11 protein-coding genes are annotated in these 26483 nt (G+C 69.0%); 8 read left to right on the top strand and 3 right to left on the bottom strand.

From position 1 onward, the window contains the following. Positions 1–67 precede the first annotated feature (67 nt). The 4 genes from AC5JJ2_RS09005 (at position 68) to AC5JJ2_RS09020 (ending at position 5567) form a co-directional block, all read left to right on the top strand. On the top strand, positions 68–586 hold the full coding sequence (locus AC5JJ2_RS09005; RefSeq protein WP_495857646.1) for an NAD(P)/FAD-dependent oxidoreductase: 519 nt from the start codon (positions 68–70) through the stop codon (positions 584–586). 51 nt (positions 587–637) lie between these two features. Next, the gene (locus AC5JJ2_RS09010) at positions 638–2446 is read left to right on the top strand and encodes a GTPase domain-containing protein (RefSeq protein ID WP_495857647.1); all 1809 of its coding nucleotides are present in this window, start codon (positions 638–640) and stop codon (positions 2444–2446) included. Continuing rightward, positions 2443–4272: a GTPase gene (locus AC5JJ2_RS09015; RefSeq protein ID WP_495857648.1), complete on the top strand. Its 1830-nt coding sequence runs from the start codon at positions 2443–2445 to the stop codon at positions 4270–4272. The genes AC5JJ2_RS09010 and AC5JJ2_RS09015 overlap by 4 nt, the downstream gene beginning before the upstream one ends. Positions 4273–4382: 110 nt before the next feature. After that, on the top strand, positions 4383–5567 hold the full coding sequence (locus tag AC5JJ2_RS09020) for a GGDEF domain-containing protein (protein ID WP_495857649.1): 1185 nt from the start codon (positions 4383–4385) through the stop codon (positions 5565–5567). Positions 5568–5647: 80 nt separating this feature from the next. Here AC5JJ2_RS09020 and AC5JJ2_RS09025 read toward each other — a convergent pair whose 3' ends face one another. Together AC5JJ2_RS09025 and AC5JJ2_RS09030 are read right to left on the bottom strand one after the other, a co-directional pair. Further along, positions 5648–5866: a hypothetical protein gene (locus AC5JJ2_RS09025; protein ID WP_495857650.1), complete on the bottom strand. Its 219-nt coding sequence runs from the start codon at positions 5864–5866 to the stop codon at positions 5648–5650. 154 nt (positions 5867–6020) lie between these two features. After that, the gene (locus AC5JJ2_RS09030) at positions 6021–6446 is read right to left on the bottom strand and encodes an HU family DNA-binding protein (protein ID WP_495857651.1); all 426 of its coding nucleotides are present in this window, start codon (positions 6444–6446) and stop codon (positions 6021–6023) included. Positions 6447–6585: 139 nt separating this feature from the next. Here AC5JJ2_RS09030 and rph point away from each other — a divergent pair, with 139 nt between their 5' ends. After that, positions 6586–7317: a ribonuclease PH gene (gene rph, locus AC5JJ2_RS09035; protein WP_495857652.1), complete on the top strand. Its 732-nt coding sequence runs from the start codon at positions 6586–6588 to the stop codon at positions 7315–7317. Position 7318: 1 nt separating this feature from the next. Here the strand turns inward: rph and AC5JJ2_RS09040 are convergent, their stop codons facing one another. Continuing rightward, complete coding sequence (locus tag AC5JJ2_RS09040) at positions 7319–8110, bottom strand: hypothetical protein (protein ID WP_495857653.1); 792 nt, start codon at positions 8108–8110, stop codon at positions 7319–7321. Positions 8111–8206: 96 nt separating this feature from the next. On the opposite strand from AC5JJ2_RS09040, the gene trpS reads away from it, so the two are divergent. From trpS to AC5JJ2_RS09055, 3 genes are all read left to right on the top strand, one after another. Then, complete coding sequence (gene trpS / locus AC5JJ2_RS09045; protein WP_495857654.1) at positions 8207–9289, top strand: tryptophan--tRNA ligase; 1083 nt, start codon at positions 8207–8209, stop codon at positions 9287–9289. A 380-nt stretch (positions 9290–9669) separates the two neighbouring features. After that, positions 9670–24633 (top strand): cadherin-like domain-containing protein, encoded by a 14964-nt coding sequence (locus tag AC5JJ2_RS09050; RefSeq protein ID WP_495857655.1) that lies wholly within the window; start codon positions 9670–9672, stop codon positions 24631–24633. After that, on the top strand, positions 24630–26480 hold the full coding sequence (locus AC5JJ2_RS09055; protein WP_495857656.1) for a serine/threonine-protein kinase: 1851 nt from the start codon (positions 24630–24632) through the stop codon (positions 26478–26480). Before AC5JJ2_RS09050 ends, AC5JJ2_RS09055 begins: the two co-directional genes overlap by 4 nt. The last annotated feature ends 3 nt before the right edge of the window (positions 26481–26483 follow it).

Genomic DNA, 26483 nt, shown 5'->3' on the forward strand with positions numbered 1-26483 from the left:
CCCCCCCCCCCCCCCCCCCCCCCCCCCCCCCCCCCCCCCCCCCCCCCCCCCCCGCCTGCCCCGCCCGGTGAGGATCGCGTCGGGGGAAGGGAGCTCACCCCCCTCCCTAACCCTCCCCCCCAAGGGGGGAGGGAACAAGACACAAACAACCTCGGCCGGGTACTTAGGGCGGACGCTCATCTTCGACAAGCGCTACCTCGTGCCGCGCGGGGACGGGCGAATCCTCGTCGGCTCGACGGAAGAACCGGAAGCCGGGTTCGAGAACCAGACCACGGCGTCCGGGTTGGCCGACCTGCGGGCGTTCGCGAACGCAGTCGTGCCCGCGCTGGCGGACGCGGAGCAGGAAGCGGCGTGGGCCGGGCTACGGCCCGGATCGCCGGACGGCGTGCCGTTCATCGGCCCGGTTCCGGGGCACGAAAACGTGATCGCCGCGGTCGGCCACCACCGGGCGGGCGTGCAACTGTCCCTCGGCACGGCCCGGTTCGTGACGGAACTGATTCTCGGCCAGCCGACGTGCGTGCCGCCGACGGCGTTCGCCCTGGACCGGCGGCCGGATTTGCGGGCGAGGCCGACGTTCCGGTCGTGAGTCCGGGGTAAATCCGGTTGCCTCTCCCGGCCGATTTGTTGAAATGCGAACATGAGCGAACCACACGACTACCGGGCGAAGCTCGCGCAGCTGGTCGCCGACTACGACTGGCTAGAGGGGCACTGCCGCAAGCAGCCGGACCTCGCCCGGCACGCCGGCCACCTCCGGCTGGCGGCTGCGCTGGCCCGGAACGTCGTCGGCGGGTCGCTGGAGAAGCAGCCGGCCACGCCGCTGCACGTCGCCGTCGTCGGCGGGGCCGGGGCCGGGAAGAGCACGGTCGCGAACTTCCTGGCCGGGGCCGTCGTCGCGGACGCGAACCCGCAGGCCGGGTACACCCGCCACCCGACGGCCTACGTCCCGGCCTCGCAAACGTCGCCGTGGCCGTCCTACCTCGGCTTCCTCGGCCCGCTTCGACGGCTTTCTGAGAAGAAGCCGGCGAACCTCGACGAGGACGTGTATCAGGTCCACCGCATCCCGGCCGTTGGCGAGAACGACCCGCTCGCGGAGTTCGTCCTCTGGGACTGCCCGGACATGACGACGTGGGCCTCCACCGGCTACGTCTCCCGGCTGATCGAGGTCGCGGCCCTGGCGGACGTGGTCGTATACGTCGCGTCCGACGAGCGGTACAACGACGAGATTCCAACACAATTCCTGCAACTGCTCGTGCAGGCCGGGAAGGCCGTCGTCGTCGTGCTGACGAAGATGAAGGAGGCCGACGCGGCCCCGCTCGTCGAACACTTTAAAGCCGAAGTTCTGTCCAAACTTCAAACCACCGGCGACATCCCGGCCGTACCCGTCGTCGCGATACCGAGCCTGACCGAGAAGGAACGCACCGACCCCGCGAAGGCCGGGGCGAAACACCGGGTCCAACTGCTGAATCAGGTACTCGTCCTGTGCCAGTCCGCGGCAGAGGCCCGCGACCGGACGGCCCGCAACGCCGTGAAGTACCTCGAAACGTCTTCCGAAGGGCTGCTCGAAGTCGCGCGGAAGGACCTCGCCGAACTCGACGCCTGGAAGGCGACGGTCGCGACCGGCCGGCGGACGTTCGAGGAGCGATATCGGAAGGAGTATCTCGTCGGCGAGCCGTTCCGCCGGTTCGACCGCACGCGGCAACAGCTCATTGACATGCTCGCCCCGCCGGGGCCGGCGCGGTACGTCGAGATGGGGTTCTCCATCCTCCGCACGCCGTTCACCTACGCCCGCGACTTCCTGGTGAAACTCGGGGGTACCGGCGAGATGCCGAACCTGCCGGAACAGACCGTCCTCGCGAACGCGATGACGAGCTGGCTCGACGCGATCCGCGCCGAGAGCCTGCGGCGGGCCGGGTCGCACACCATTTGGAAGGAAGTCGCTCGCGCGTTCGACTCCGGATTGAACCAGCTCGCGATGGATAAGTTCCAGGTTCTCGCCCGGCAGTTCGAGCTGAAGGAGGGCGACGAACTCGAACACGCCGGGCGGTCACTGACGGAAAAGCTGTCGGCCCACCCCGGCCTGCTCGGCGGGCTGCGGTTCGGCAAGCTGGCCGTGGACGCGGCTGCCGTCGGCGCGACGGTCGCGTTCACGTGGCCGCCGAACTGGTATCACCTGATTCTGATTCCGATCGCGGCGGCGGTCAGCCACTCGGTCGCCGAACTCGCCATCCGTGCGAAGGTCGAAACCGTCCGCTCGTCGGCGCGGGCGAAGCGGGAGTCCCTACTAAGCGAACACATCACGACGCCGCTCGCGACGTGGCTGGAAGAACTCCCGGCCACCGGCGGGTCGGCCGTCGAACGATTGCAACTCGTCCTCCGCCGCGTGCCGGACGTGCTGCGTGACCTGGCGAAACTCGTCCACCCCTCACCGCCCGCGAAACCCGCATGAGTGTGGCCGCACCGTCCGAAGCCCCGTTCCTCCGCACGCTGGCCCCGCTGCTCCGCGGCCTCGAACGGCGGCTCCGCGCCTGGCTGGACTACCACCACCTCCACCCCGTTCCCGTAGTCTACCGCGCCGAGATCGAGGGGCTGACGGAGGACCTGAAGCGGAAGGCCGACTCGCTCGACGTGGACCACCCGCTGCTCGTCGTCATGCTCATGGGCGGGACCGGCGTGGGCAAGTCCACGCTCATGAACGCGCTGGCCGGGGCCGCCGTCGCGCAGGCGTCGTTCACCCGGCCGACGACCCGCGACCCGGTCGTCTACTTCCACCAGTCGGTGAACCCGGACAAGCTCGACCCGGCCCTGCGGCTGTGCCGGCTCGTCCGCCACGACCGCGACGCGCTGGCCCACAAGATCATCGTCGATACGCCGGACGTGGACAGCAACGACCTCGCGAACCGCGAGAAGCTCATCGCCCTGCTGCCGGTCGCGGACGTGGTGCTGTACGTCGGCTCGCAGGAGAAGTACCACGACCAACTCGGTTGGGAACTGTTCAAGGAGCAGCGGCTGCGGCGGGCGTTCGCGTTCGTGCTGAACAAGTGGGACCGGTGCGTCCAAACCGGGCCGACCGGCGTGCGGCCGGACGAGGACTTGCTCAAGGACTTGAAGGCCGAGGGGTTCGAGAACCCGCGGCTGTTCCGCACGACGGCGCAGCTCTGGGTCGATGCCGCGGCCGCCGGGCGGGACGTTCCGGCCGAGGGGCTTCCGGTCGGCGAGCAGTTTCAGGAGCTGAAGGACTGGATCGAACTCGGGCTGACGCGGCTGGAAATCGAGTCTGTGAAGGCCCGCGGCGTCGGGCAGTTGCTTGCCCACGTTTCACAATCGGCGGAGGCCGTTCGCCCGCCGGACCTGACGGACGAAGCGGGGAAGGTCCGCGAGTCGTGGACGAAGTTGCTGACGGAAGAGGCCCGCGTATCGGCCGAAGTGCTCGTCGTGGCCCTGGACCCGCACAGGACGGAGATCGAGCAGCAGTTCAACGTCCGCGGCCAGCACCGGTTCCGCGGGCTGATGGCCGCGTACCTACGGCTGACGACGATGCGGTACTCGTGGCGGCCACTCCGCGGCGCGATCTCGCTGCCGAGCGCCGCCCAACCGGCCGCCCCGGAAGACCTCGACCTCGCCGCGTTCGCCCACGGCTGCGCCCGCACCGCCGGGGACCGCGTCCTCGACCAGCGGGGGGCGGCGCTGGTCAACAAGCTGCTCGTGGACGCGAACCAGGGCGGGTTCCCGGTCGCGCTGCTGAACGAGCGGACGGCGGCCGTCTCGAAGTTCGACTGGGACGAGCGGTACACGCGAACCCTCCTCGACGGCCTCACGGAGGTCGAGCGGGAGTTCACGAACCCGACCGGGGCGAAGGCCGTCGTCCAAAGTGTCGTCCGCCTCCTCGCCAACTACCTGCCCGAAGCCACGTTCATCTCGAGTTTCTTAATCGTGCTCTGGAAGTTCACGGTGCCGGAGGCGAGCCTTTCGGTCACGAACTTCCTCATCCCGCCGCTGACCACGATTGGCGTGTTGATCCTCCTTCACATGCTCATCTCGCTCGTCTTCCCGGTCCGGTGGCCGTCGATCCGCGACGAGTTCCGAGAGAAACTCGAGGCGAAGCTCAACCAAGAGTTCCAGCGGGCGTACCTGCCCGTGCCGACCGAGGTGGCGCAGGTCGTGTCGGACGAGCGGAAGGCGGTCGAGGCGATCCTGGCGGAGACGGCCGAGGTCGGCGAGTGGCTGTCGGCCCGCGAGTCGGCGGCCCACGTGGGGGAGTTGTACGGGCGATAAATCGGGGAAAATGCAACTGTCGCACGAGCAACGCGGGTGTGGCCCGGCTCGATGGTTATAATGTCCGCTAACCCGTAACCCCCCGCCGCCGACACCTACGAAGCCGAGACATGGGGTTCGTCCTCACCGCGGTCGCGATTCAGTCGATCGGCACGTGCCTGGTTGCCTTCTTCCTGTGGCAGCTCGGGCGGGCGATTCAGGTCCGATTCCTCACGTCCTGGGCCTTGGCCGCGGTCACCCTCGCGGTCGCCCTCGGATTCCTGTACGTCACGTTCCAGGTCGATCCGAGGAGCTGGGTGGGGCGGGCGAGTTTCGGCGTTTACGCCGTCGGCGGGTACGTGACGGCGTTCCTGTTCTGGTCCGGGTTGCGGGAGTACACGCACGACCGGCCGTTCGCGTTATCGGACGCGTGGCGGATCGCGCCGTTCGGCCTGTTCGGCCTCGTCGCCCCGTGGGCGCTGGGCACGTCCCACGCCGTCCAGCCGTTCCACTTTCTGCTCCTGGGCATGTTGTTCCTGGCCGCGCTCCCGGCGACCCGGTTCGCGAGGCCGGCGGCGGCGTCCGTGGGAATGCCGATCGTCCGCGTCGGCCTCGTGGCGCTGTCCTGCCTGATGTTCGTGCAAGCCTACCTGCTCAGCGGGTCGAACGCGTCGATCGAGTCGGAGTTCACGTTCGTCTGGCTGTCGGTCCTGTTCGACGCGCTGGTCGAGTTACTGATCGTTTTCGGCACCGTCATCCTGGCGTGCGAGCGGGTCCGCGACCAACTGCAAGCGAACAACGTGGAACTCGCGGCGGCCAAGCTGGAACTGGAGAAGGTCGCCCGGACTGACGGACTGACGGGGTTGCTCAACCGCCGCGCGTTCGAGGAGTGGCAGGGGGCGCACGCGAGTAACGCCCAGTACGTCGGCTGCCTGGCCGTCGTGGACCTGAACGACCTGAAGCGGCTGAACGACACGCACCTGCACGCGGCCGGGGACGCGGCGTTGCGGCTGGTGGCCCGCGCGCTGGTGGCGAAGTTCCGGGTCACGGACCCGATCTTCCGCATCGGCGGGGACGAGTTCGTGATCGTGATGCCGGGCGGCAGCGAGGCGGAGTTGCGGAACCGGCTGGCGGCCATCGACGGCGGGTTGGCCAACCAGCGGCTGCCGGGCGTGACCGGCACGCACACGCTGGTCGTGGCGTGGGGCACGGCGACGTTCGCGAACGGCGACGCGCTGACGGCCGCGTACCAGAGGGCGGATCAGGAGATGTACGCGCAGAAGGCCGCCCGGAAGGCCGGGTGGTCGTCGCCGTGAAAGGGGTATTGAGTACTCAGTACCCGGTACCGGGTACTCAGTACCCGGTACCGGGTACTGAGTACCCGGTACGCCCTCGGTTAGATGCCGCCGTGGATACGGGCCGGCGTCAGGTGGCTGGGCTGGTCGTTGTGCCAGAACCGCCGCCAGAACTCGCCGATCTGCCGCTGGTCTTCGGACTGGTTGATGAGTTGCTCCATCCGCGTGTTCGGGTCGGCCGCGTACTGGTTCATCAGGCAGCCGCTGCTCCCCGCCAGCCCGGTCACGATCACCGCCAGGTACACCAGTTTGCGGAACATGGCCCGCCCCCTCCGTGGAAGTCGAATCCGTCTCGGGCTTGTCATCGGCAGAATTGATACAAGACTTGAATTCGGCACGACCGGAATCGTTGGCATCGTTCCGCGCGGATTCCCAGACCCCGTGCCCTCACCGATTTGACACGTTGGACCGGGTTCAGCGGGGCTTGAGCGGCATCTCGTCCATCGGCACCGCCTCGACGACCCCGGCCGGGGCCAGCATCGCGCCGTTCGGCTCGACTTCCGCCGGCACCGTGAGCGGCCGCGGCGCGGCCTTCCGTGTCTTCCGCTTCGCCGTAACCACCTTCGCGTTGCGGACTTCTTCCTCCATCTCCTTGCCCGGCTGGAACGTCACGACGTTCTTCGGCAGCACCTCGACGGCCTCCCCGGTCCGCGGGTTGCGGGCCTTGCGGGCCTTCCGCTGGCGGACCTCGAACACGCCGAACTTCCGCAACTCGATCCGCCCTTCCGTGACCAGGGTGGCGATGATCGCGTCGAACGTCATCTGCACGATTTCTTTCGTCTTCAGTTGGGTCAGGTTGACCTTCTCGGAGATCTGCTTGACGATTTCTTTCTTGGTCACGTAAACCTCCACCGCGGCCGCGGAGAGAGTGGTTCGACGAGGTGTCCGTGGTTTCAACTCTAGGCAGAACAAGGATTACTGTCAAGAAAATGGTTCCTGAAACCGGCTCGGCCTCCAAGCATCTTCGTAGGTTGAGGGGATGACGCGACCGAACGACCGCAAGCCGAACCAACTCCGGCCCCTGACCTTCAAGCGCAAGTACACGAGGAACGCCGCCGGCAGCGTGCTCGTCAAGTGCGGAGACACGGTGGTGCTCTGTACGTGCAGCATCGCGAAGGACGTGCCGGAGTTCCTGAAGGGTAAGGGCCAGGGCTGGATGACGGCGGAGTACGGGATGCTCCCCGGCTCGACGAACAGCCGCAAGGCCCGCGACAAGGCCGGAAAGGTGGACGGCCGCGGGGTCGAGATTCAGCGGCTGATCGGCCGGAGCCTGCGGGCCGTCGTGGACCTGTCGAAGCTCGGCGAGCGGACGCTCTGGATCGACTGCGACGTTCTCGACGCGGACGGCGGCACGCGGACGGCGAGCATCACCGGGGCATTCGTGGCCGTCGTGGACGCGCTGCACTCCATCAAGAAGGAACTCGAATCGCCGATCGAGTCGATCTTGAAGGACAGCGTCGCCGCGACGAGCGTGGGCCTAGTGCACGGCGAGGAGCGGCTGGACCTGGAGTACGTCGAGGATCGGGACGCGGAAGTCGATTTGAACCTCGTGATGACCGGCAGTGGGGCGTTCATCGAAGTTCAAGGCACGGGCGAGGAATCGACGTACAGCCGCAAGCAACTCGACCGCCTTCTCGACCTGGGGGCGGACGGTATCGCGAAGATCACGGCGGCTCAGAAAGCCGCCCTCGGCAAGCAGTGGCCGTTTTAGTTCACCGGCCGACGACCCACATCATCTGGCCGTCGATCTCGACGGCGTACTCCGGCTCGCGTATCGCCTCAGGGTCGGCGGGGGGCGACAGCCGGATCAGCCCGCCGTCGTAGAGCTTGCGAACGCCGTCGTGAAAGGTAGTCACGCCCAGGTCGGGCTGCCCGGACTTCGCCGCCTGGAAGAACTCGCTCATCCGACACCACCCCGCGCCGCCGGCCCCTCGGTGGTCGAGGTACGTCAACGCGGCTTCCGCCCACGGGATGCGTTCGATCAGCCCGTGGCTAAGCGTTGGCGTCGCGATTTCCACCCGTTGCAGCGCAGCTTCGACCCGTTCCGCGAGGGCGTCCAACCGCCGTATCATTTCGCGAGCCGTGTGCTCGAACCGCATCGCCAGCTGCGCCGCTTCGTCGCGGGCCTGGGCCATCCAGACCGGCACGCCCGCGCGGGTCGCGCCGATCACGTCCTGCAGTTCCCGCAGCACGGCCTTCGGCGAGTCGTGGTCGTGCAGGTACTCGACCGCCCACGGCCTCGCTCGCACCCACTCGACGATCAGCTTGCCGCGGGCCTCCGTCCGGACGTGTTCCAACAGCCCGTCCGCCAGCGCTCGCTTCGCCGCCGCCGCCGACGGGCCGACGCGGCTGGGGAACAGTCCGCTCAGCTTACCCCAGCGGAAGAGGCGGTGCTCGCCAGGCGTCGCGACCGCTTGCTTGAGCGCGTCCAGTAGGAATTCCGCCTGCTTCTCCGCGTCCGGCGGGGTCGGCTGTAACGGGGGATGCGCGAGGGCGGTTTCCATGCCGTGCGTTCTCGGTGATGGCGGGCGACCGAACCGGGCATACTTTAAGTGTGTCCGGATGATCGGGTAAAGTGCAACTGACGTGCGGAGCGACCGATGGTGGCGACCCCGACCGCGAAGCGAATCCTCAGCGGCGTCCAGCCGTCCGGTAAGTTGCACGTCGGCAACTACTTCGGGGCGATCCGCCAGCATATCGCCCGGCAGGACGCCGGCGAGGCGTTCTACTTCATCGCCGACTACCACGCCCTCACCACGCTCAAGGAGGCCGAGGCCCGCGAGGCCGAAGCCGCCCAGAAGGCCGGGAAGAAGACGTGGAAGAGTGCGCGGGACATCCTCGCCGAGAACGTGCGCGACGTGGCCCTCGACTACCTCGCGCTCGGCCTCGATCCGAACAAGGCGTGCTTCTACCGGCAGAGCGACGTGCCCGAGGTGTGCGAGCTGGCGTGGATTCTGTCCACCGTCACCGGCATGGGCCTGCTGGAACGGGCCACGTCATACAAGGACAAGGTTGCCCAGAAGATCACGCCGACGGTCGGGCTGTTCACCTACCCGATCCTGATGGCCGCGGACATCCTGATCGTGCGGTCGAACGTCGTGCCGGTCGGCAAGGACCAGGTCCAACACCTGGAAATGACCCGCGACATCGCCGGGTACTTCAACCAGGCTTACGGCGAGGTTTTCCCGTTGCCGGCGGAGCAACTCGGAGAGACACCGACCGTCCCCGGCACGGACGGTCGGAAGATGAGCAAGTCCTACGGCAACACGATCGAGATTTTCGCCGAGGGGAAGGCACTGAAGACGGCCGTGATGGGCATCGTCACCGACTCGACGCCGCGCGAAGCCCCAAAGAACCCGGACACCTGCAACGCCTTTGCCGTCTACAAGCTGTTCGCGACCGCCGAGGAGGTGGCGAAGTTGGCGGACCTGTACCAGAACCCGATGCTTGACGCCGAGTCGCGGAACGGCAACCCGTTCGGCTACGGTGACGCGAAGCAGATGCTCCTCAAGAAGATCGACGGCTACTTCGCCGACGCCCGCGTCCGGCGGAAAGATTTGGCCGGCAACCCGGATCGGGTCGAGGCGATCCTCCGCACCGGGGCCGAGAAGGCGCGGGCCGAGGCGACGATGACGATGGAACTCGTCCGCGCCGCGGTCGGGATGTTGCCGCGACCGGTGTGATGATCCGCAAGAATTTTGAATCCCCGCCCTGATCCTGTCCGTAATGAAAGACGAGTGGTAGACGTTTCAACTCCGTGACAAGTCCGGTTGAAGTCCTTCCGAGGGTTTACGATCCCGCGACCCGGCGGGATTTTTCGGATTTACTGTGCCAAAAAGGAATTGTTCGGTCGCTATAACTGTGCGAAGATACTCTGCATTCGTTCGAGCATGATAGCTTTCCCCGCCCAGGCGAATTGCGCATGTTTGCGTCCCACTTGTATTTTCGGCGATTAAACACTCGCCTAAAGGACACGAGAAAACGCAGGACGCGGCTGACACTGGAGCACCTCGAAGGCCGCGAGGTTCCGGCGACGTTTGGGGTCACGAGCACGTCCGATGCGTTGACGCCGGGAACCTTCCGGTTCGCGCTCACGCAGGCCAACGCCACGTCTGGGCCGGACACGATCACGTTCGCCATTCCTGGCAGCGGCGTCCAAACCATCACCCCGTTGTCCGCCCTGCCGATCATTACCGAGGCCGTCACGATCGACGGCCGCACGCAGCCGGGATTCATCGACACGCCGTTGATCGAGCTGGCCGGCACGTCGGCCGGCGTGGGGGTGGACGGCCTGTGGATTAACAGCAGCGGGTCCAGCGTCCGCAGCCTCGTCATCAACCGGTTCCGCCGCGACCCGAACGACGCGAGCCTCAACCACGGGGCCGGCATCTACATCGTCGGCAACAATAACGTCGTGTACGGCAGCTACATCGGCACGAACGCGGCCGGGACCGCGGCCGCGGCGAACGGGTTGGACGGGGTGAAGATCGTCTCGGGCACCGGCAACGTGGTCGGCGGGACCGGCGCGAACGAAGGGAACTTGCTGTCGGGTAACTTCTTCCAGGGCGTGTTCGACGGCGGAGCCGCGACCTCCATCATCGGCAACCGGATCGGCACGAACGGGGCCGGCACGGCGGCCGTCGCCAACACCGACTCGGGCGTGTACTCGTTCGGGTCCGGGGTGGTCTACCGCCAGAACGTGATCTCCGGGAACAGCCGGCACGGCATCTACCGGGCGGGCGGGGCGGCGACCAACGGCACGATCGCTGGCAACGTCATCGGGTTGAACGCCGCCGGGACCGTCGCGGTCGGCAACGGGCTGGACGGCGTCTTGATCTTTAACGGGCCGACTGGAAACACGATCGGCGGGCCGGCGGCCGCGGACCGCAACCTGATCGGTGGTAACGCCGTCAACGGGATCAGGGTCACCGGGGCGGGAACGGCCGGCAACCGGATCGTGGGCAACCGAATCGGGACGAACGCTGCCGGGACAGCGGCCCTGGGAAACGGACAAACCGGGGTGCAAGTTGCCGCCGGCGCGGCCGGCACGGTGATTGGCACCGACGGCAACGGCGTTGGTGATGCGGTCGAGGGGAACCTCATTTCCGGGAACGTCGGTAGCGGGCTCCTGGTAACCGGTAGCAACACGACGGGCACCGTGGTCGCCGGTAACAGGATCGGCACGGACGCCGCCGGCACAGCCAAACTCGGAAACCTCGGGCACGGCGTGTTCGTCAACGGGGGGGCGGTGAACACCGTCATCGGGACGGACGGGGACGGGTCGGCCGGAGACGCGGCCGAAGGCAATCTGATTTCTGGCAACGGGGTGAATCAGGTCAACCACGGGGTGTACGTCACGGGCACCGGCACGCGGTTCACGCGCATCGCCGGGAATCGGATCGGTACGACCGCCGACGGCACCGCCCGGTTGGCCAACGTCATCAACGGCGTCCGTGTTGATGGTGGGGCGAGTGACACGGTCATCGGGACCAACCTCGACGGGAAGGGGGATGCCGCCGAGGGGAACTTGCTGGCCGGCGGCCCGGTCGCGATTATCGAGATCAACGGCTCGGGTACGGACCGAAACCGGGTGTCCGGTAACCTGATCGGACTGAACGCCGCCGGCACTGCCCTGATCGGCCCGGTCGTGCCAGTCTCTTCCGTCGGCGTGCTCGTCACGAACGGGGCGTCCAACAACATGATCGGCGGCCGCGGCGGGGTCGGCCCAGGGCTTCCGGGCAACGTCATCGCCGGAGTCGCGATCGGGATCGGGCTGAACGGCAACACCGGTGGCGGCAACAACACCATCCAGAGCAACTACATCGGAACCGACCGCACCGGCACCGTCGCGTTGGCCGACCCGGAGTACCTGCACGGCATCACCGGCATGTCGGCCGGCACGCTGATCGGCGGGCGGATCGTCGGCAGCGGGACGCTGACGGAGGGCAACGTCATCGCCGGAACGGCCCGCGAGGGGATCTTCACGACCGGCCTGGGCGGCTCCGTCGGGTACACCATCCAGGGCAACTTCATCGGGACCGACGCGACCGGCACGAAGGCGCTCGGCAACCGCGAGGGCATCCGGATCGACAGCACCTCCGCCCCGGTGCTGGTCGGCAGTGACGACCCGCTGTTCCGAAACGTCATCTCGGGCAACCGCGCGACCGGCGTGGCGATCAGCAGCAACTACGCCGGCCCGTCGCGGGAGAACACGTCGATTCTCGGTAACTACATCGGCGTGGACGTGACCGGCTCGGTCGCCCTGGGGAATGCCGGCCAGGGGGTGAGCGTCGCCGGGGTGAGCCACCTGGTCCGCGGGAACGTCATCAGTTCCAACACGTTGGCCGGGGTCGAGGTTGTCGGTAGCACGACCACCAACGTCCGAGTACAAGGAAACCGGATCGGCACGACCGTCGCCGGCAACGCCGCGCGTGGGAATCGGACCGGGGTTTTCGTCGGGTTTGCAACCAATGGGGTGGTGATCGGGACCGACGGCGATGGGTTGAACGACGCGGCCGAGGCAAATCTCATTTCCGGGAACAGCGGCCTCGGCCTTCACGTTACCAACGGCGCGGTCGGGACCAGGATCGCCGGCAACCGGATCGGCACCACCGCCGACGGGAACGGGTCCCTCGGCAACTCGCAGACCGGGGTGCTGGTGGAAGGCGGGGCGACCGGCACGGTCATCGGCACCGACGGCGACGGCGCGGGCGACGACCTCGAAGGCAACCTCATCTCGGCGAACGGCCTGACCGCTTCGTTCTTGTTCGGACAAACCGCCGGCGGCATTTTCATCCGCGGTTCGACCACGACGACCACCGTCGTCGCCGGCAACCGGGTCGGCACGAACGCCGCCGGCACGGCAAGTCTTGGCAACGGGCTTTCGGGCGTCATCGTTCAGGACGCGAGTAACACCCGCATCGGTACGGACGGCAACGGGTCGGGCGACCTCGCCGAGCGAAACATCCTCTCCGGCAACGGCGCGCCGGAACGGAACGGCGCGGGCGTGGACGTTTCCCGCGCCACCAACGTCGTCATCGCGGGCAACTTCATCGGGACGAACGCGGGCGGAACGGCCGCCCTGGCGAACACCGGCGGCGGCATCGTCATCCGCGAGGGCACGACGAACGCGATCATCGGCACGAACGGCGACGGGATCGGGGACGCGGTCGAAGGCAACCAGATTGTCGGCGGGTTGGGCAGCGGGATCGTCATTACCGGCGACGGAAGCGGCAGCACGAGGGACGTTCGGATCGCCGGCAACCTGATCGGCAACGACGGCACGGTCGCCCTCGGTCCCACCGTCGGGGTCGGCGTGTTCGCGGCGGGCGGGAGCAAGAATGTCATCATCGGCACGAACGGCGACGGCGTGTCGGACGCGCTGGAAGGGAACGTGATCTCGGGGAACGTCAATGGCGTCCTGGCCGGCGGCGTAACGGGGCTTCGGATCGCCGGCAACCGCATCGGCACGAACGCCGCGGGTACGGCCGCGATCCCGAACACGGCCGAAGGCGTTCGGTTCGGCGGCATCGGTGTCGCACAAACAGGCGCGATCATCGGGACCGACGGCGACGGGGTGTCGGACGACCTCGAAGGCAACGTGATCTCGGGGAACGCGACGGTCGGCGTCTCGCTGGAAGACGCTACCGGCAACCGCATCGCGGGGAACCGGATCGGCACGAACGCCGCCGGCACCGCCGCGGTCGCGAACGGCGGCGGCGGCATTCAATTCTTCCCGCGGTCCAGCTCCAACCTCGTGGGGACGAACGGCGACGGCGTGAGCGACGGCCTCGAAGGCAACCTCATCTCCGGGAACAACAGTACCGGGGTCGGGCTGAGCTTCGCGAGCAACGCCAACCGCATCGCGGGGAACCGCATCGGCACGGACGCGACCGGTACGACGGCCCTCCCGAACAAAGGCAACGGGATTCAGATCGCGTTCTCGTCCGGCAACGTGGTCGGGACGAACGGCGACGGCGTCGGCGACGCCGCCGAGGGCAATGTGATTTCCGGCAACGGGGTGAACGGGGTCATCATCAACAGCATCGCGTTTACGGGAAGCAGCTTCGACAACGTCGTGGCGGGAAACCGCATTGGTACGAACGCGGCCGGGACGGCCGCAATTGGGAACTTACAGGCGGGCGTTCTGATTCTCGGCACGGCCACGGACGTTACGCAGAACACCCGGATCGGAACCAACGGCGACGGCGTGTCCGACGGTCTGGAAGGCAACCTCATTTCCGGGAACGGGGGCCGCGGCGTCTCGATCGAGGGCGCGGGGGCGGTCAACACGCGGGTCGCGGGGAACCGCATCGGCACGAATGCGTCCGGTACGGCCGGGCTGTCCAATGCCATCGGCGTGCGGGTCGAGGGTCAGGCCCCCGGCACGATCATCGGCACCGACGGCAATGGCGTCGGCGACGCGGCCGAGGGGAACCAGATCGCCGGCAACGGCGTCACACCGATCGGCGGCATCAACGGCGACGTGCGGCTGAACGGCACGCTCAACACAATCATCGCCGGCAACCTGATCGGGCTGAACGCCGCCGGCACGGCGTCGTTGGCAGTCTTCGGTGCCGGCATCCAAGTGACCGGCAGCACGGGCGTCCGCATCGGCACGAACGGCGACGGCACCAGCGACACGCTGGAACGTAACACCATCGTCGGCAGCATCGTCCGCATCAGTGACACCGACAACCGCGGCGGTCCGGGCGTGCAGATCGACGGCGGGTCGGCCAACACGGTCGTGGCCGGCAACCACGTCAGCGTGAACAAGGCCGGCACGGCCGCCCTGCCGGGCAACAACAACACCGGCGGCATCCTCATCGCTGGCAACGTCAGCGGTACGGTGATCGGCACGAACGGCGACGGCGTCGGCGACGCGGTCGAGGGCAACCTCATCGACAGCGGCGTCAGCTACGGCATCCTCATCACCGACCAAACGGCCACCGCGGGGACGACGACCCGTATCGCCGGCAACCGCATCGGCACCGACGGCACGGTCGCCCTCGGCCCGGACGCGGGCGTCGGCATCTTCGTCAGCCGGGCCGCCGCTCTCATCATCGGGACGAACGGCGACGGCATCAGCGATGCGTTGGAAGGCAACGTCATTTCCGGTGGCGGCGGCGGCATCGATGCCGCGCAAACGACGGGCCTACGGATCGCCGGCAACTTCATCGGCACGAACGCCGCCGGCACGGCCGTCATTGGTAACCTCGGCAGCGGCGTCGAGCTCGATTTGGGGCAGACGAACGCGATCGTCGGTACGAACGGCGACGGCGTGAGTGACGACCTGGAGCGGAACGTCATTTCCGGCAACGCTTATGGCGTGGACATCGACGGGGCCTTCCAGTCCACGATTTTCAACACCGGCAACCGGGTGGCCGGCAACCGCATCGGCACCAACCTCGCCGGCACGGCCGCCCTGCCGAACCGCAACGGCGGCATTCTGATCGAACGCGGGGCGGGCACGGCACTGATCGGGACCAACGGCGACGGCGTATCCGACGCTCTGGAAGCGAACCTGATCTCCGGCAATGTCGGCACCGGCGTGCAGTTGTTCCAGGCTGCCGCCGGCAACCGCATCGCCGGCAACATCATCGGCACGAACCTCGCCGGCACGGCGAAACTCGCCAACACCGGCCTGGGTGTAGCGATCAGCATCACCGCGGGCGCGATCGTCGGCACGAACGGCGACGGCGTCGGCGACGCGGTCGAGGGCAATCTCATCGCCGGCAACGCCGCCGGCGGCGTGGGCATTAACGACGGCGACTTCGGCGTCGCGTCGGACGGCCACCGGGTGGCCGGCAACCGCATCGGCACGGCGACCCTCGGCAACGGCGGGTTCGGCGTGGCCGTCAGCGCGTTCGGCGGGTTCGCACGCAATAATGTCATCGGCACGAACGGCGACGGCGTCGGCGACGCCTTCGAGGGCAACGTCATCGTCGGCAACGCCTCCGGTGGGGTGCAGGTGTCCGGCCCGACGACGAACAGCACCGTCGTGGCCGGCAACCAGATCACGTCGAACAACGGCGACGGCGTCGTCATCAACGGCGCGCCGTCCGCCCGTGTCGGCACGAACGGCGACGGCACTGGCGACGCGGCGGAAGGGAACCTCATCTCCGGCAACGTCGGCCGCGGCGTGTTCGTGACCGGGGCGGCGGCGGCGACGGTCATCGCCGGCAACTTCATCGGCACGACCGCCACCGGCTCCGCGGCGTTCGCGAACGCCGGCGGTGCGGTGTTCGTCTCCGGCGCGGCGACGAACACGCGCATCGGTACGGACGGCAACGGCGTCGCCGACGCCGCCGAACGGAACGTCATCGGCGGGAGCGGTACCATCGTTACCGTCACCGGGAGTGGGACCTCGGGGACGGTGTTCGCCGGCAACTACGTCGGCGTTAACGCCGCCGGCACGGCCTCCCTGGGAAACTTCGGCAAGGGCATCGACGTTCGCGACGGGGCGACGAACACGCGGATCGGCACGGACGGCAGCAACGACGTCTTCAACGCGAACGAGCGGAACGTCTTCTCCGGCATCGGGATCGACGGCATCGTCGTGACGAACACGACGAACGCCGTCGTCGCCGGCAACTTCGTCGGTACGACCGCGGACGGGGCCGGGAAGCTCGGCAACGGCGGGACCGGCATCGCGATCCTCGAAGGGTCCACCAACGTCCGCGTCGGGACGGACGGCAACGGCGTCTTCGACGACCTGGAAGCCAACCTCGTCGCGAACAACGGCCAGGACGGGGTTTTCGTGGACGGCGGCAGTTTCAAGACGGCCGCCAACGTCCTCGTCGCCGGCAACCGGATCGAGGCGAACGCGGACAACGGCGTCGAGGTCGGGTTCCGCACCCAGGCCGTCCGCGTCGAGCGGAACGCCATCGTCGGCAACGGCGGCGGCATCCGCTCGGCCCCGATCCCGCCGTCCACCGCGTTCGGGAACGTCTTCTCGCAAAACCGCATCGTCGGGAACGCCCGGCTGGGCATCGACCTCGGCAACGCCGGCCGGAACCCGCCCGGCCCGGTCACGACGACCATCCCGAACCGCGGCATCAACTCGCCGGAACTGGTCGGCGTCTTCACGAGCGCGGGCACGACGAAGCTGACCGCGAACTTCGCCGGGCGGCCGAACCGGGCCTACCGGTTCGAGTTCTTCGCGAACGATGTCAACAACCCGATGACGACGCAGGCGGACGTGTTCCTCGGGTTCGTGGACGTGACGACGACCGCGGCCGGGACAGCTACGCCACAACTGACGTTCGCGAACGGTTTGTTGCCGACCGCGGCCTACCAGTTCTTCACGGCCACCGCGACCGACCTCGACCCGACCGACCCGGACGGCACGTCCGAACTCGGCACGCAAGGGGCATTCGTGCCGGCGGCGCTTCTCGACGTTGGCATCCCGCCGATTGAGGAAAACACGATCGCGATCCTCAAGGACGCCTCGGCCTTGCAGTTCACCGTCGGCAGCAACGACCCGAACGACATTTACGCCTTCACGATCACCACGACGGCCGGGTCCTTGTCCGTGGACGCCGCGGCGGCCGCCGCGTTCGGCGTGAACGTGTCGCAGACCGGGTCGCTCGTCCAACTCGGCGGCACTTCGACCGCCATCAACGACTTCCTTCTCTCCAGCGGGGTCCGGTTCGCCCCGCCCGCGTTCTTTAGCGGCATCGGCCTGGTTCGGTATCAAGTCACCGATTCCCGCGGCGTTACCGCGACCGCCGAGGCGACCATCGACGTGTTACCGGTCGCGGCCGAGCCGCTGGTGTCGGTCGCGTCCCCGGCGTTCGGGCAAGCCGGGGTTCCGATCCCGGTCTCGATCGGCATCGACCTCATCGACCGCGACGGGTCCGAAACGGTCCCGGTTGTGAACGTCCGCGGCATCGCCCCCGGCGTGACGTTCAACCGCGGGAACCTGTCCGCCGACGGCACGTTCTGGGAGTTGCCGGCCGACCAGCTCGCCGGGCTAACGGTCACCGTCCCGGTCGGCGGGCCGGGACTACTCGAGCTTACCGTGCAAACGTTCGCCGTGGACCGCGCCACCCTCACGTTCGGGGAGGAGACGAAGGTTTCGTCCGATGTCCTGCGGCCGCTGCGGATCGACACCCGAACCGCCCCGGTCGTCGAGTTGTTCGACGGCGCGTCCTCGTTCGAGGCCCCGCCGGGGAACAACGTCATCTTCCTGCCGGCGGCGCTGAGCGACCCGACCGGGGCGTCCACGGCCGGGTATGCGTACACCGTCCGGGTGGACCGCGGGACGATTTTCGTGGACCCGGTCTTCGTCGAGACGCTCGGCCTGACCGCGGCCGGCAGCGGCAGCGATCGGGTGACGCTCCGCGGCGACCTGCGGGTGATCGAGGACTACGTCTTCAACAACCTGCTGACGTACCCGCCGAACGGGTACAGCGGCGAGGTGCGGCTGACGGCCGAGCTGACCGCCCCGGACGGCCGCCGCGGGTTCGACTCGACAATCCTCCGCGCCCGGCCGGTGGCGACCGTCCCCGCGCTGTCGGTGCTGCACGCCGTCCGGGGGAATCCGGGCGAGGTCGTGCCACTTGCAATCGTGGTGCAAGAGACGCTCGACCGCGACGGGTCCGAAACGCTCGCGGTCCTCGTCACGGGCGTGCCGGACGGCGCGACCCTTTCCGCCGGGACGAACCTCGGCTCCGGGGCGTGGCAACTCACCCGGCCGCAGCTGGACGGGTTGACGATCCGCCTGCCGGTCGTCCCCCCGCCGCCGCCGGGCGAAACGCTCTCCCCGCCCGTGACGTTCGCGCTGACGGTTCGGGCGCGAATCGAGGACGCGGCCACGTTCCCGCTGCTCGGGCTGCCGCCGGAAACGGCCGTCGCAACCCGGCAGGCGGTCACGACGCTGGAGGTCGTGTTCGCCGCCCCGCTCGTCCGCCCGACCGTTTCGGCCCCGGCGACGTTCGACGCGGACGAGGACGGTAGCGCGTTGTTCCGGCGGGTCGTCCTGTCGAACGGGACCGTCCTCGACCGGTCGTTCCAGATCGCCGACCCGGACTTCGCCTCGAAGCCGAACGGCACGTACACCGTGTTCGTCCGCGGCGGCCGCGGGCGGCTCGACCCCCTCGCCTTCTCGGCCGGCGTGCCCGCCGGCGTCACGATCGCCGGGGCGGGCACGCCGGTGCTGACGCTCACCGGCACGCTCCCGGCCCTCAACGAGTTGCTGAAGGTCGGGGTGTCGAACTTCATCGGGGACAATTACAGCGGCGAGTCGGTCGTTACGGTGGACGTGATCGACCCGGACGGGCTTGGCGGCGGAAACGCCACCCGCGTCCGGTTCCTGCCCGACCCGGACGTACCGGACTGCGTGTACATCCCGCCGTTCGTCCGCACGGCCGTGAACGCACCCGTCCCCATCGGGTTCCTCGTCCCGCCGACGCCGGACACCGACGGGTCGGAAACGATCTACGCCGTCTTCGAGTTGCCTTCCGGGTCGGCCCTGTCGGCCGGCGTCTTCGACCCGGCGACGAACACTTGGCGCGTCGAGTTCGCCGACATCCCAGGGCTGACGTTCAACCCGCCGCTCGATTTCGACGGCCAGCTTTCGGTCTTAGCCACCGTGTTCGTCGAGGACCGGGCGGCGTTCCCGTCGTTCCCCGCGCCGAACGACAAGGCGGTGAACGTCGGCAGCGCGAGCTTCTTCACGCAAGTCACGGTCGCGACGCCGGACTACCCGCGGCTCGGCGGCCCGGCCCGGCTGACGATCTTCGAGAACGGCGTGACGCCGTCGGCTGCGGCGTTCGTCGGCCCGGCCGCGGTGACGCTCGCCGTCCCGACGGCCGTGGGCGGGGAAACCGCGACGCTGACCCTGCGCATCGCGGACGACTTCGACGGCCCGCTCGGCACGTTCGCCGTCCGCCCCGGCAACCCGGCCGCCGCCCTCGCCACCGGGGACGGCACGGGCGTCCTGACGATCACCGGCAGTCAATCGCAGCTCGCCGCGTTCCTCGCCGGCGGGTTCGACGTGGTACCTCGGCCGTTCTTCAGCGGCGAGGTCGCCGTCCGGGCCGAGGCCGTCAATTCGGCCTTCCAGTTCGACTTCGCCGATTACATCGTCCGCGTCCGCCCGGTCGCCTCCCCGCCGGAACTGACGGTCGCCGGCGGAAGCTCGGTCGAGGTGGAGTTGCCGGGCGGGGTCTTCACGGTTTCGCCCGGCTTCCTGGCCGCGACGCCGTTCCCGGACCAGGACGGCTCGGAGTTCGGGTCGCTCCAGTTCGAGATCGCCGGCGTCGCCGACCCGAGCCTGTTCGCCGTCACGTCGGCCCTGGGGAGCATCCTCCCGTCCTCGCCGGGCTTCTGGTTCACGTTCGGGACGGTCAACCCGGCCGACCTGCAGGCCGTACTGGACTCGATCACCGTCACCGCACCGCCGGGGTTCGTCGGGCGGGCCGAGTTCGTCGTCACGCAGTTCATCTCCGACTTCGCGCACTACGAGACGGAATGCGTCGAGGAGAACCCGTTCCTGACCGCGAGCGTGACGGTCGGGCTAAACTTCCTCGGCGACCTCGGCGTGAACGCCGCGACGGCGTTCGGAACCGAAGGGCTGCCGACCGACCTGGCGAACGTCCTGGACCTGATCGACCCGGCGGCCGCGCCGGGCCACGTCCACTTGCTGGAACTCTCGACCGGGAGCGGCACGATCCGCGTGAACCCGGCGTTCCTCCCGCCGGGCGTGAGCGTGGCTGGCAGTAACACGTCTTCGGTGCTCCTAATCGGTTCGCTGCCGGAGATCCAGGCGGCGCTGGACACCTTCGGCGCGATCGCGTTCGTCGCGGACGACCCGACGTTCGCCGGGGCGACGTTCATCGCCGTCACGTTCGCGAACACGTCCACGCCGACGGCCCAGGTGTTCGCGTCCCTCGGCGTCGTCATCGACCCGGTCGCCTCGACGCTGACGGCCGACGCGGACTCGTTCACGGTGCAGCGCGGCGAGACGGCCCCGGTGCGGATCGCGCTCCCGCCGTCGGCGGACGCGGACGGGTCGGAAACGGTCACCGTCTTCATCGACGACGTGTTCGGTTCGTTCAACCAGGGAACGAACCTCGGCGGCGGCCGGTGGCAGTTCAGCCCGGCGGAGCTGGCCGGCCTCGTGTTCTTCCCCGCCGTCGAAGGGTCGTTCACGTTCGTCGTGACGGTGCAGGTCACGGACACGGTGTCCCTGTTCCCGGTCGTACCGGGAACGAGCGAGAACGTGTCCCAGACCGTGACTTCCTTCGACGTGACAGTCATCCCGGACGTGACGTTCGACGGCGGCACGGTGGCGGAGAACAGCCCGGAGGGCACGGTCGTCGGGAAGCTGACCGCCGAGTCGCTCGTCGGGGCGCGGTTGACGCCGGGCGCGCTCTACACCTTCTCGCTCGTCTCCTCCACCGGGTACGACTTCACCGTCGATCCGGACGGCACGATCCGGGTCGGCACGGAAAACCCGGACTTCGAGGACGCGGCCCGGCGGAACTTCTCGATGACGTTCCTGATGGAACGGACGTTCGCGGGGCTGACGGAGCCGGTATTCACCGTCACCGTCCCGATTTTCGTGGCGAACTTTGCGGAGTTGCCGACGGTGATCGGGCCGGACCCGATCTTCAGCGTGGAAGACACCACGTCGGTCATCACCGGCCTGAGTTTCACCGCCCCGGAAGCGGTCGGCAACGTCTTTGTCACACTCTCAACGAACGGGGGGACCGGCTCGCTCCGCGTGAACGCCACGTCTCCGACCGTCACGATCCTCGACAACGGCATCTCGTCCATCACGCTGATCGGGGGCGTTGACGCGATCAACGCATTGCTCGCCGTGCCCGGCGCGTTGACCTACCGGCCGCGACAGCATTACGCCGGCGTGAGCACCTTCCTACCGATCATCGCCGATTTGGTGAACGATCTCCCGCCGCCGCCGTTCATCTCCTTCCCGACGTTACCGGTCGCGGACCCGGTACCGGCCCCCTTCGCCGCAGACGCGGGCGGCCCGGCGGGGACCGCGATCCCGCTCAACATCCTGCCGCCCGCGCTCGCCGACACGGACGGATCCGAAACGCTCAACGTCTTGATTGGCGGCCTCCCCGTCGGGGCGTCGCTCAGTGCGGGGTCCGCCCTCGGCGGCGGCGTGTGGCGGCTGTCGCAGGCCGAACTCGTCGGCTTGACGTTAACCCCTCCGCCCGGCTTTGCCGGAACGATCCTTCTCTCGGCGCAAAGCGAAGTGGTCGACTTTGTCGTCACCGACTTCGGCCCCCCCGCCTTCACCACAGCCGAAGACCAGTTCGTCTCACCCGGCCGACCGTTCGAGGTCACCGTTTTCTCGGCCACCGGCGTCACGCTCGCGCTCGCCGGCGGCGCGGTGGCGGAAAACAGCCCGACCGGGTCCGTCGCCGGAATCGTGATCGCGAACGGCGGTGTGGCCGGCGAAACCTTCGCGTTCGTCCTCGTCGCCGCGACCGGGTACGACTTCACCCTCGACGCCGACGGCACTGTTCGCGTCGGCACACAATCGCCGAACTTCGAGCTGCTATCGGCCGGCACGATCACCGTCCGGGCGACCGGCAGCTTCGGGACGACGCAACTGCAGACGTTCCCCGTCGGCGTCACGAACGTGAACGAGGCCCCCGCCGTCGGCGGCGTGAGCGTCCTCGACCCGACCGAGGACGCGGCAGTAACCCTCGGCCTGACCGTCACCGACCCGGACGCGGGGGGCGAACCGGTGCGGGTCACGCTCCGCGTCACGAACGGCGCGCTGTCGCTGCGGCCCGATCCGCTCGTCGTAATCGACGGGAACGGGACCGACTCGCTGACCGTGACCGGGCCGCTCGCCGTGCTGAACGCCCTGTTCCTCGCCGCCGGCGGCTCACTGACTTACACGCCGGCCGCGGACTACTCCGGGCCGGACGAGTTCGCGATCTTCGTCGATGACTTGGGGAACGCCGGCACGGGCGGGCCGCTCGCCGGGACGGCGACCCGGCCGTTCGCGGTGGTGGCGGTCGCCGACGCCCCCTCGCTGGCGGTTGTCGATGCCGTCGGCGAAGAAGGAAGTGCGATCCCGCTCGCGGTCGGCGGCGCGAGCCGGGACGCCGACGGGTCGGAGGTCGTTTCGTTCCGCATCGTCGGGCTGCCGGCGGGCTACACCCTGACCGCCGGGGTGCAGGACGCGGCCACCGGCGACTGGCTGCTGACGCGGGCCGACCTGGCGAACCTCCGGGTGACCGCCCCGCAGGACAGCGACGGCGGCGCGATCCCGCTGAGCGTCGTCGCCACCGCGGTCGAGCCGTCGAACGGTTCCGTCGCCGAGACGGTTCTACCGCTCGGCCTGACGGTCCGGAACGTCGCCCCGGCGTTGTCCGGGCTGACGGTCCCGACGACCGCGACGGCCGGGGAACTCGTAACCGTGGACCTCGGCCGGTTCGCCGATCCAGGACAGGAAGCGATCTGGACGGTCCGCGTCGTGTGGGGCGACGGCACGTCCGACGTTGTCGAACGCACCCGGGTAGGGCCGATCGGCACGATCGCGCACCGGTACGCGGCCGCCGGCACGTTCACGGTCCGCGTCGAGGTGTTCGACGGGACGGACACCGGGTCGCAAGAAACGACACTCGGCGTGCAGCTCCCGCCGCCCCCGCCCGTCAACCTGGCCCCGGTGCCGCGGGACGACGCCGCGAGGACCAGCTTCGAGACGCCGGTGGTGATCGACGTGTTGGCGAACGACGCCGACCCCGAAGGGAACCCGCTGTCCATCCTGAGCGTCAGCCCGCCGGCCAACGGGACGGCGGGCGTCGTCAACGGGCAGGTGCGGTACGTCCCGGCCGCCGGGTTCGCGGGGACCGACACGTTCGCCTACACCGTCGGCGACGGTCATGGAAACGAGGTGACCGCGACGGTCGTGGTGACGGTCGAACCCGCCCCGCCGCCGGCCAACCGCCCGCCGGTCGCCACGGATGACGCCGTGCAAACCGCCTTCGAGACGCCGGTGGTTCTCGACCTGCTCGCCGGCGATACCGACCCGGACGGCCACCCGCTCGCGGTGATCGTTACGACCCGGCCGGCCAACGGCACGTTGACGCAGACCGACGCGGGCCTCGTCTACACCCCGGACCTCGGCTTCGCCGGCACGGATTCGTTCGAGTACACGGTGAGCGACGGCCACGGCGGGACGGCGACGGCCCTTGCGAGCGTGCTGGTCGAGGCCGCGCCGCCGGTGACCCCACCGCCGGTCTCGCCGGCGGGACCGAGCTTGCCGCCGGTCGCGACCGTCCCGCCGTCGGTGTCGCCGCCTGTGTTGACGCCGCCGATCCCGTCCGTGGTCCCGACCGAGACGATGCTCGACCCCGTGCTGTCCACGCTCACGGGCGGCGGCGGCACCTCCACGCGGCCGCCGGCCGCCGGCCCGACCGAGCGTATCGCCGAAGTTGCCGCGCCGACCATCGGGCCGGGCGGCGCGGCCACGCCGGGCAACTTCACCGCGGCCGGCGAAATCGGCGGCAGCGGCGGGCCGGTGAACGCCGGATTCCTGGTCGTCGAATTCAACGACCCGTCGCAGCCCGTCCAGACGCCGGGGCGGTTGACGCTGGAAGCCAGCCCGGCTTCGTCCGGCAGCGGCCTCGGCGCGGCCGGCAGCTTCGGGCTGGCGACGTACCAGCCGGACCGCCCGCCCTCGACGGTCCTGCCGCTCGACCCGACCGCGCCGACGGCCGGTTTCGGCGAGTCCGAGGGGGAGAACCTCCAACTCATCGACCAGTTGTACCGCGACTTCGCCCCCGTCCCGTCGGCCACGAACGCCGCACCGCCGCCGATGCCGGTCGGCGAAGTGGCCCCGCCCGCGAATGCACCGGCGAAGGCGGACGTTAGGGGGGCGGTCCCGGACCCGCGGCGGGGTGGAATTGGTTTGGCCGAAGTCGTGTTGCTGGGGGCCGCGGCCGTCGCAGTCGCGCCGCTCGCGGACCGGTGGCCGACTCGCACGGACACCCGCCCGCGGTTCGCCCTGCGGCATTCGGACGAGGAGGAGTCATGAGCGAGAACACGACCGAGTACGACCCGCGGCAAGGGCAGGACCGGAAGGCGGACGAGTTTCCCGCGACCGTGAACATCGCGAACGAGTCGGACACGGACCCGGAGCCGTACCGGTCGCCGCCCTCGGTCGCCGCCGGGCCGTCCGCCATGATGGACTTCGGCGTCGGCCCGATGGGGTCGGAGACGGTGTCGTACCCGACCCGGTTCGGCGAGTACGAGCTGCTCGGCGAGGTCGCCCGCGGCGGCATGGGCGTCGTGTACAAGGCCCGCAAGCGGGGCCTCGACCGCGTGGTCGCACTCAAGATGGTCCTCGGCCTCCAGCAAACGGGCACGTCGGCCGCGCGGTTCAAGCAGGAGGCCGACGCGACGGCGAAGCTCGACCACCCGAACGTCGTCCCGATCTTCGACTACGGCGAGATCGACGGCCGGCTGTTCTTCACCATGCCGTTCGTGAACGGGCCGAGTCTGAAAGCGCTGGTCGAGCGCGAGGGCGTGCCGACGATCCCGAAGGCGCTCGCGCTGTTCGCCCAGATCGTGGCGGGCGTGGCCCAGGCGCACCGGCACGGCATCGTCCACCGCGACCTGAAGCCGGCGAACGTGCTGGTGGACCCGGACGGCCGGCCGCGGGTCGCCGACTTCGGGCTGGCGAAGCAGACCGCCGACGCCGACCGGCCGAACATGACCGGGACCGGGCAGATCATGGGCACGCCGGCGTACATGTCGCCGGAGCAGGCCCGCGACAGCAAGGACGTGTCCGCCGCCGCGGACGTGTACTCGCTCGGCGCGGTCCTGTTCTTCCTACTCACCGGCCGCGCCCCGTTCGTCAGCGAGAGCATCCCGGACCTGCTCATCAAGGTGGTGACGACCCCGCCGCCGCCGCCGAAAGAGATCAACCCCGCCGTCCCGGACGACGTGCAGGCCCTCTGCCTGAAGTGCCTGGAGAAGTCGCCGGCCGACCGGTTCCCGACGGCGATCGCGCTGGCCGCGGCGCTCGCGCCGATCGTCGATCGTTACCTCACGCCGTCCGGCGTCCACCGGCCGCAGCCGCCGTCGGCCCTCCTCGATTCCGCGTCGTTCGATGCCGCCAGCGCGACGCAGCTCCAGGAAACCTTCGCGGGGCGAAAGAAGGCCGCACGGGTCATCGTCTGGCTCGTCGCGGCGGGCATTCTCGCGCTCGTCGGCGTCGGGTTGGCCGTGGCGTTCTGGCCGGCCGGCCCGAAGCCGGTGGCAACCTCCACGAACAGGAGCGACGACGGCAGCAAGCCTGCGGCCCCCGACGCGTCGGCAACCACGCGGGCCGCAACGAAAACGCCCCCGGCAGTCGATGACAAGACGTGGCCCGCCCCGAAGGGCGATTTCGGCGTGTCGGTCGAGTTGGCCGCGAAAACCGCGGCCGACGCGAACGGCGTGCTGCAAATGGCGGCCGACACGCCGTTGGAACTCCGCCTTCGGGCGGACACGGACGCCTGGGTTTACGTCTTCGTCGTGGACGCGGACGACAACGCCGTGCTGATCTTCCCGAACGACCAGGAGGAGGACAACAAAATCTCCGCCGGCATCACGAAGGTCGTCCCGTCGAAGCCGAGCTACGCCCTGCGGACGACCCCGACCGTCGGCGACGGCGACGAGCGGGTGCGCGTCGTGGCGACGACGCGGGAGCAGTCCGAACTCAAGCGCGGCCAGCCGATCGGGAAGTACCGGGAGTTCAGGGATCGGGTGGCGAAGGACGAGCTGCGGCAGAAGCTCCGGCAGCTCCGCGGCATCGAGATCGTGCCGACGGCCGCCGCCGTCGGCGACCCCGCGAAGGCCAAGATCGGCGAGGCGGAACTCCGGTTCCGCGTGAAATGACCG

It is taken from the genome of Limnoglobus sp., from assembly GCF_059499385.1.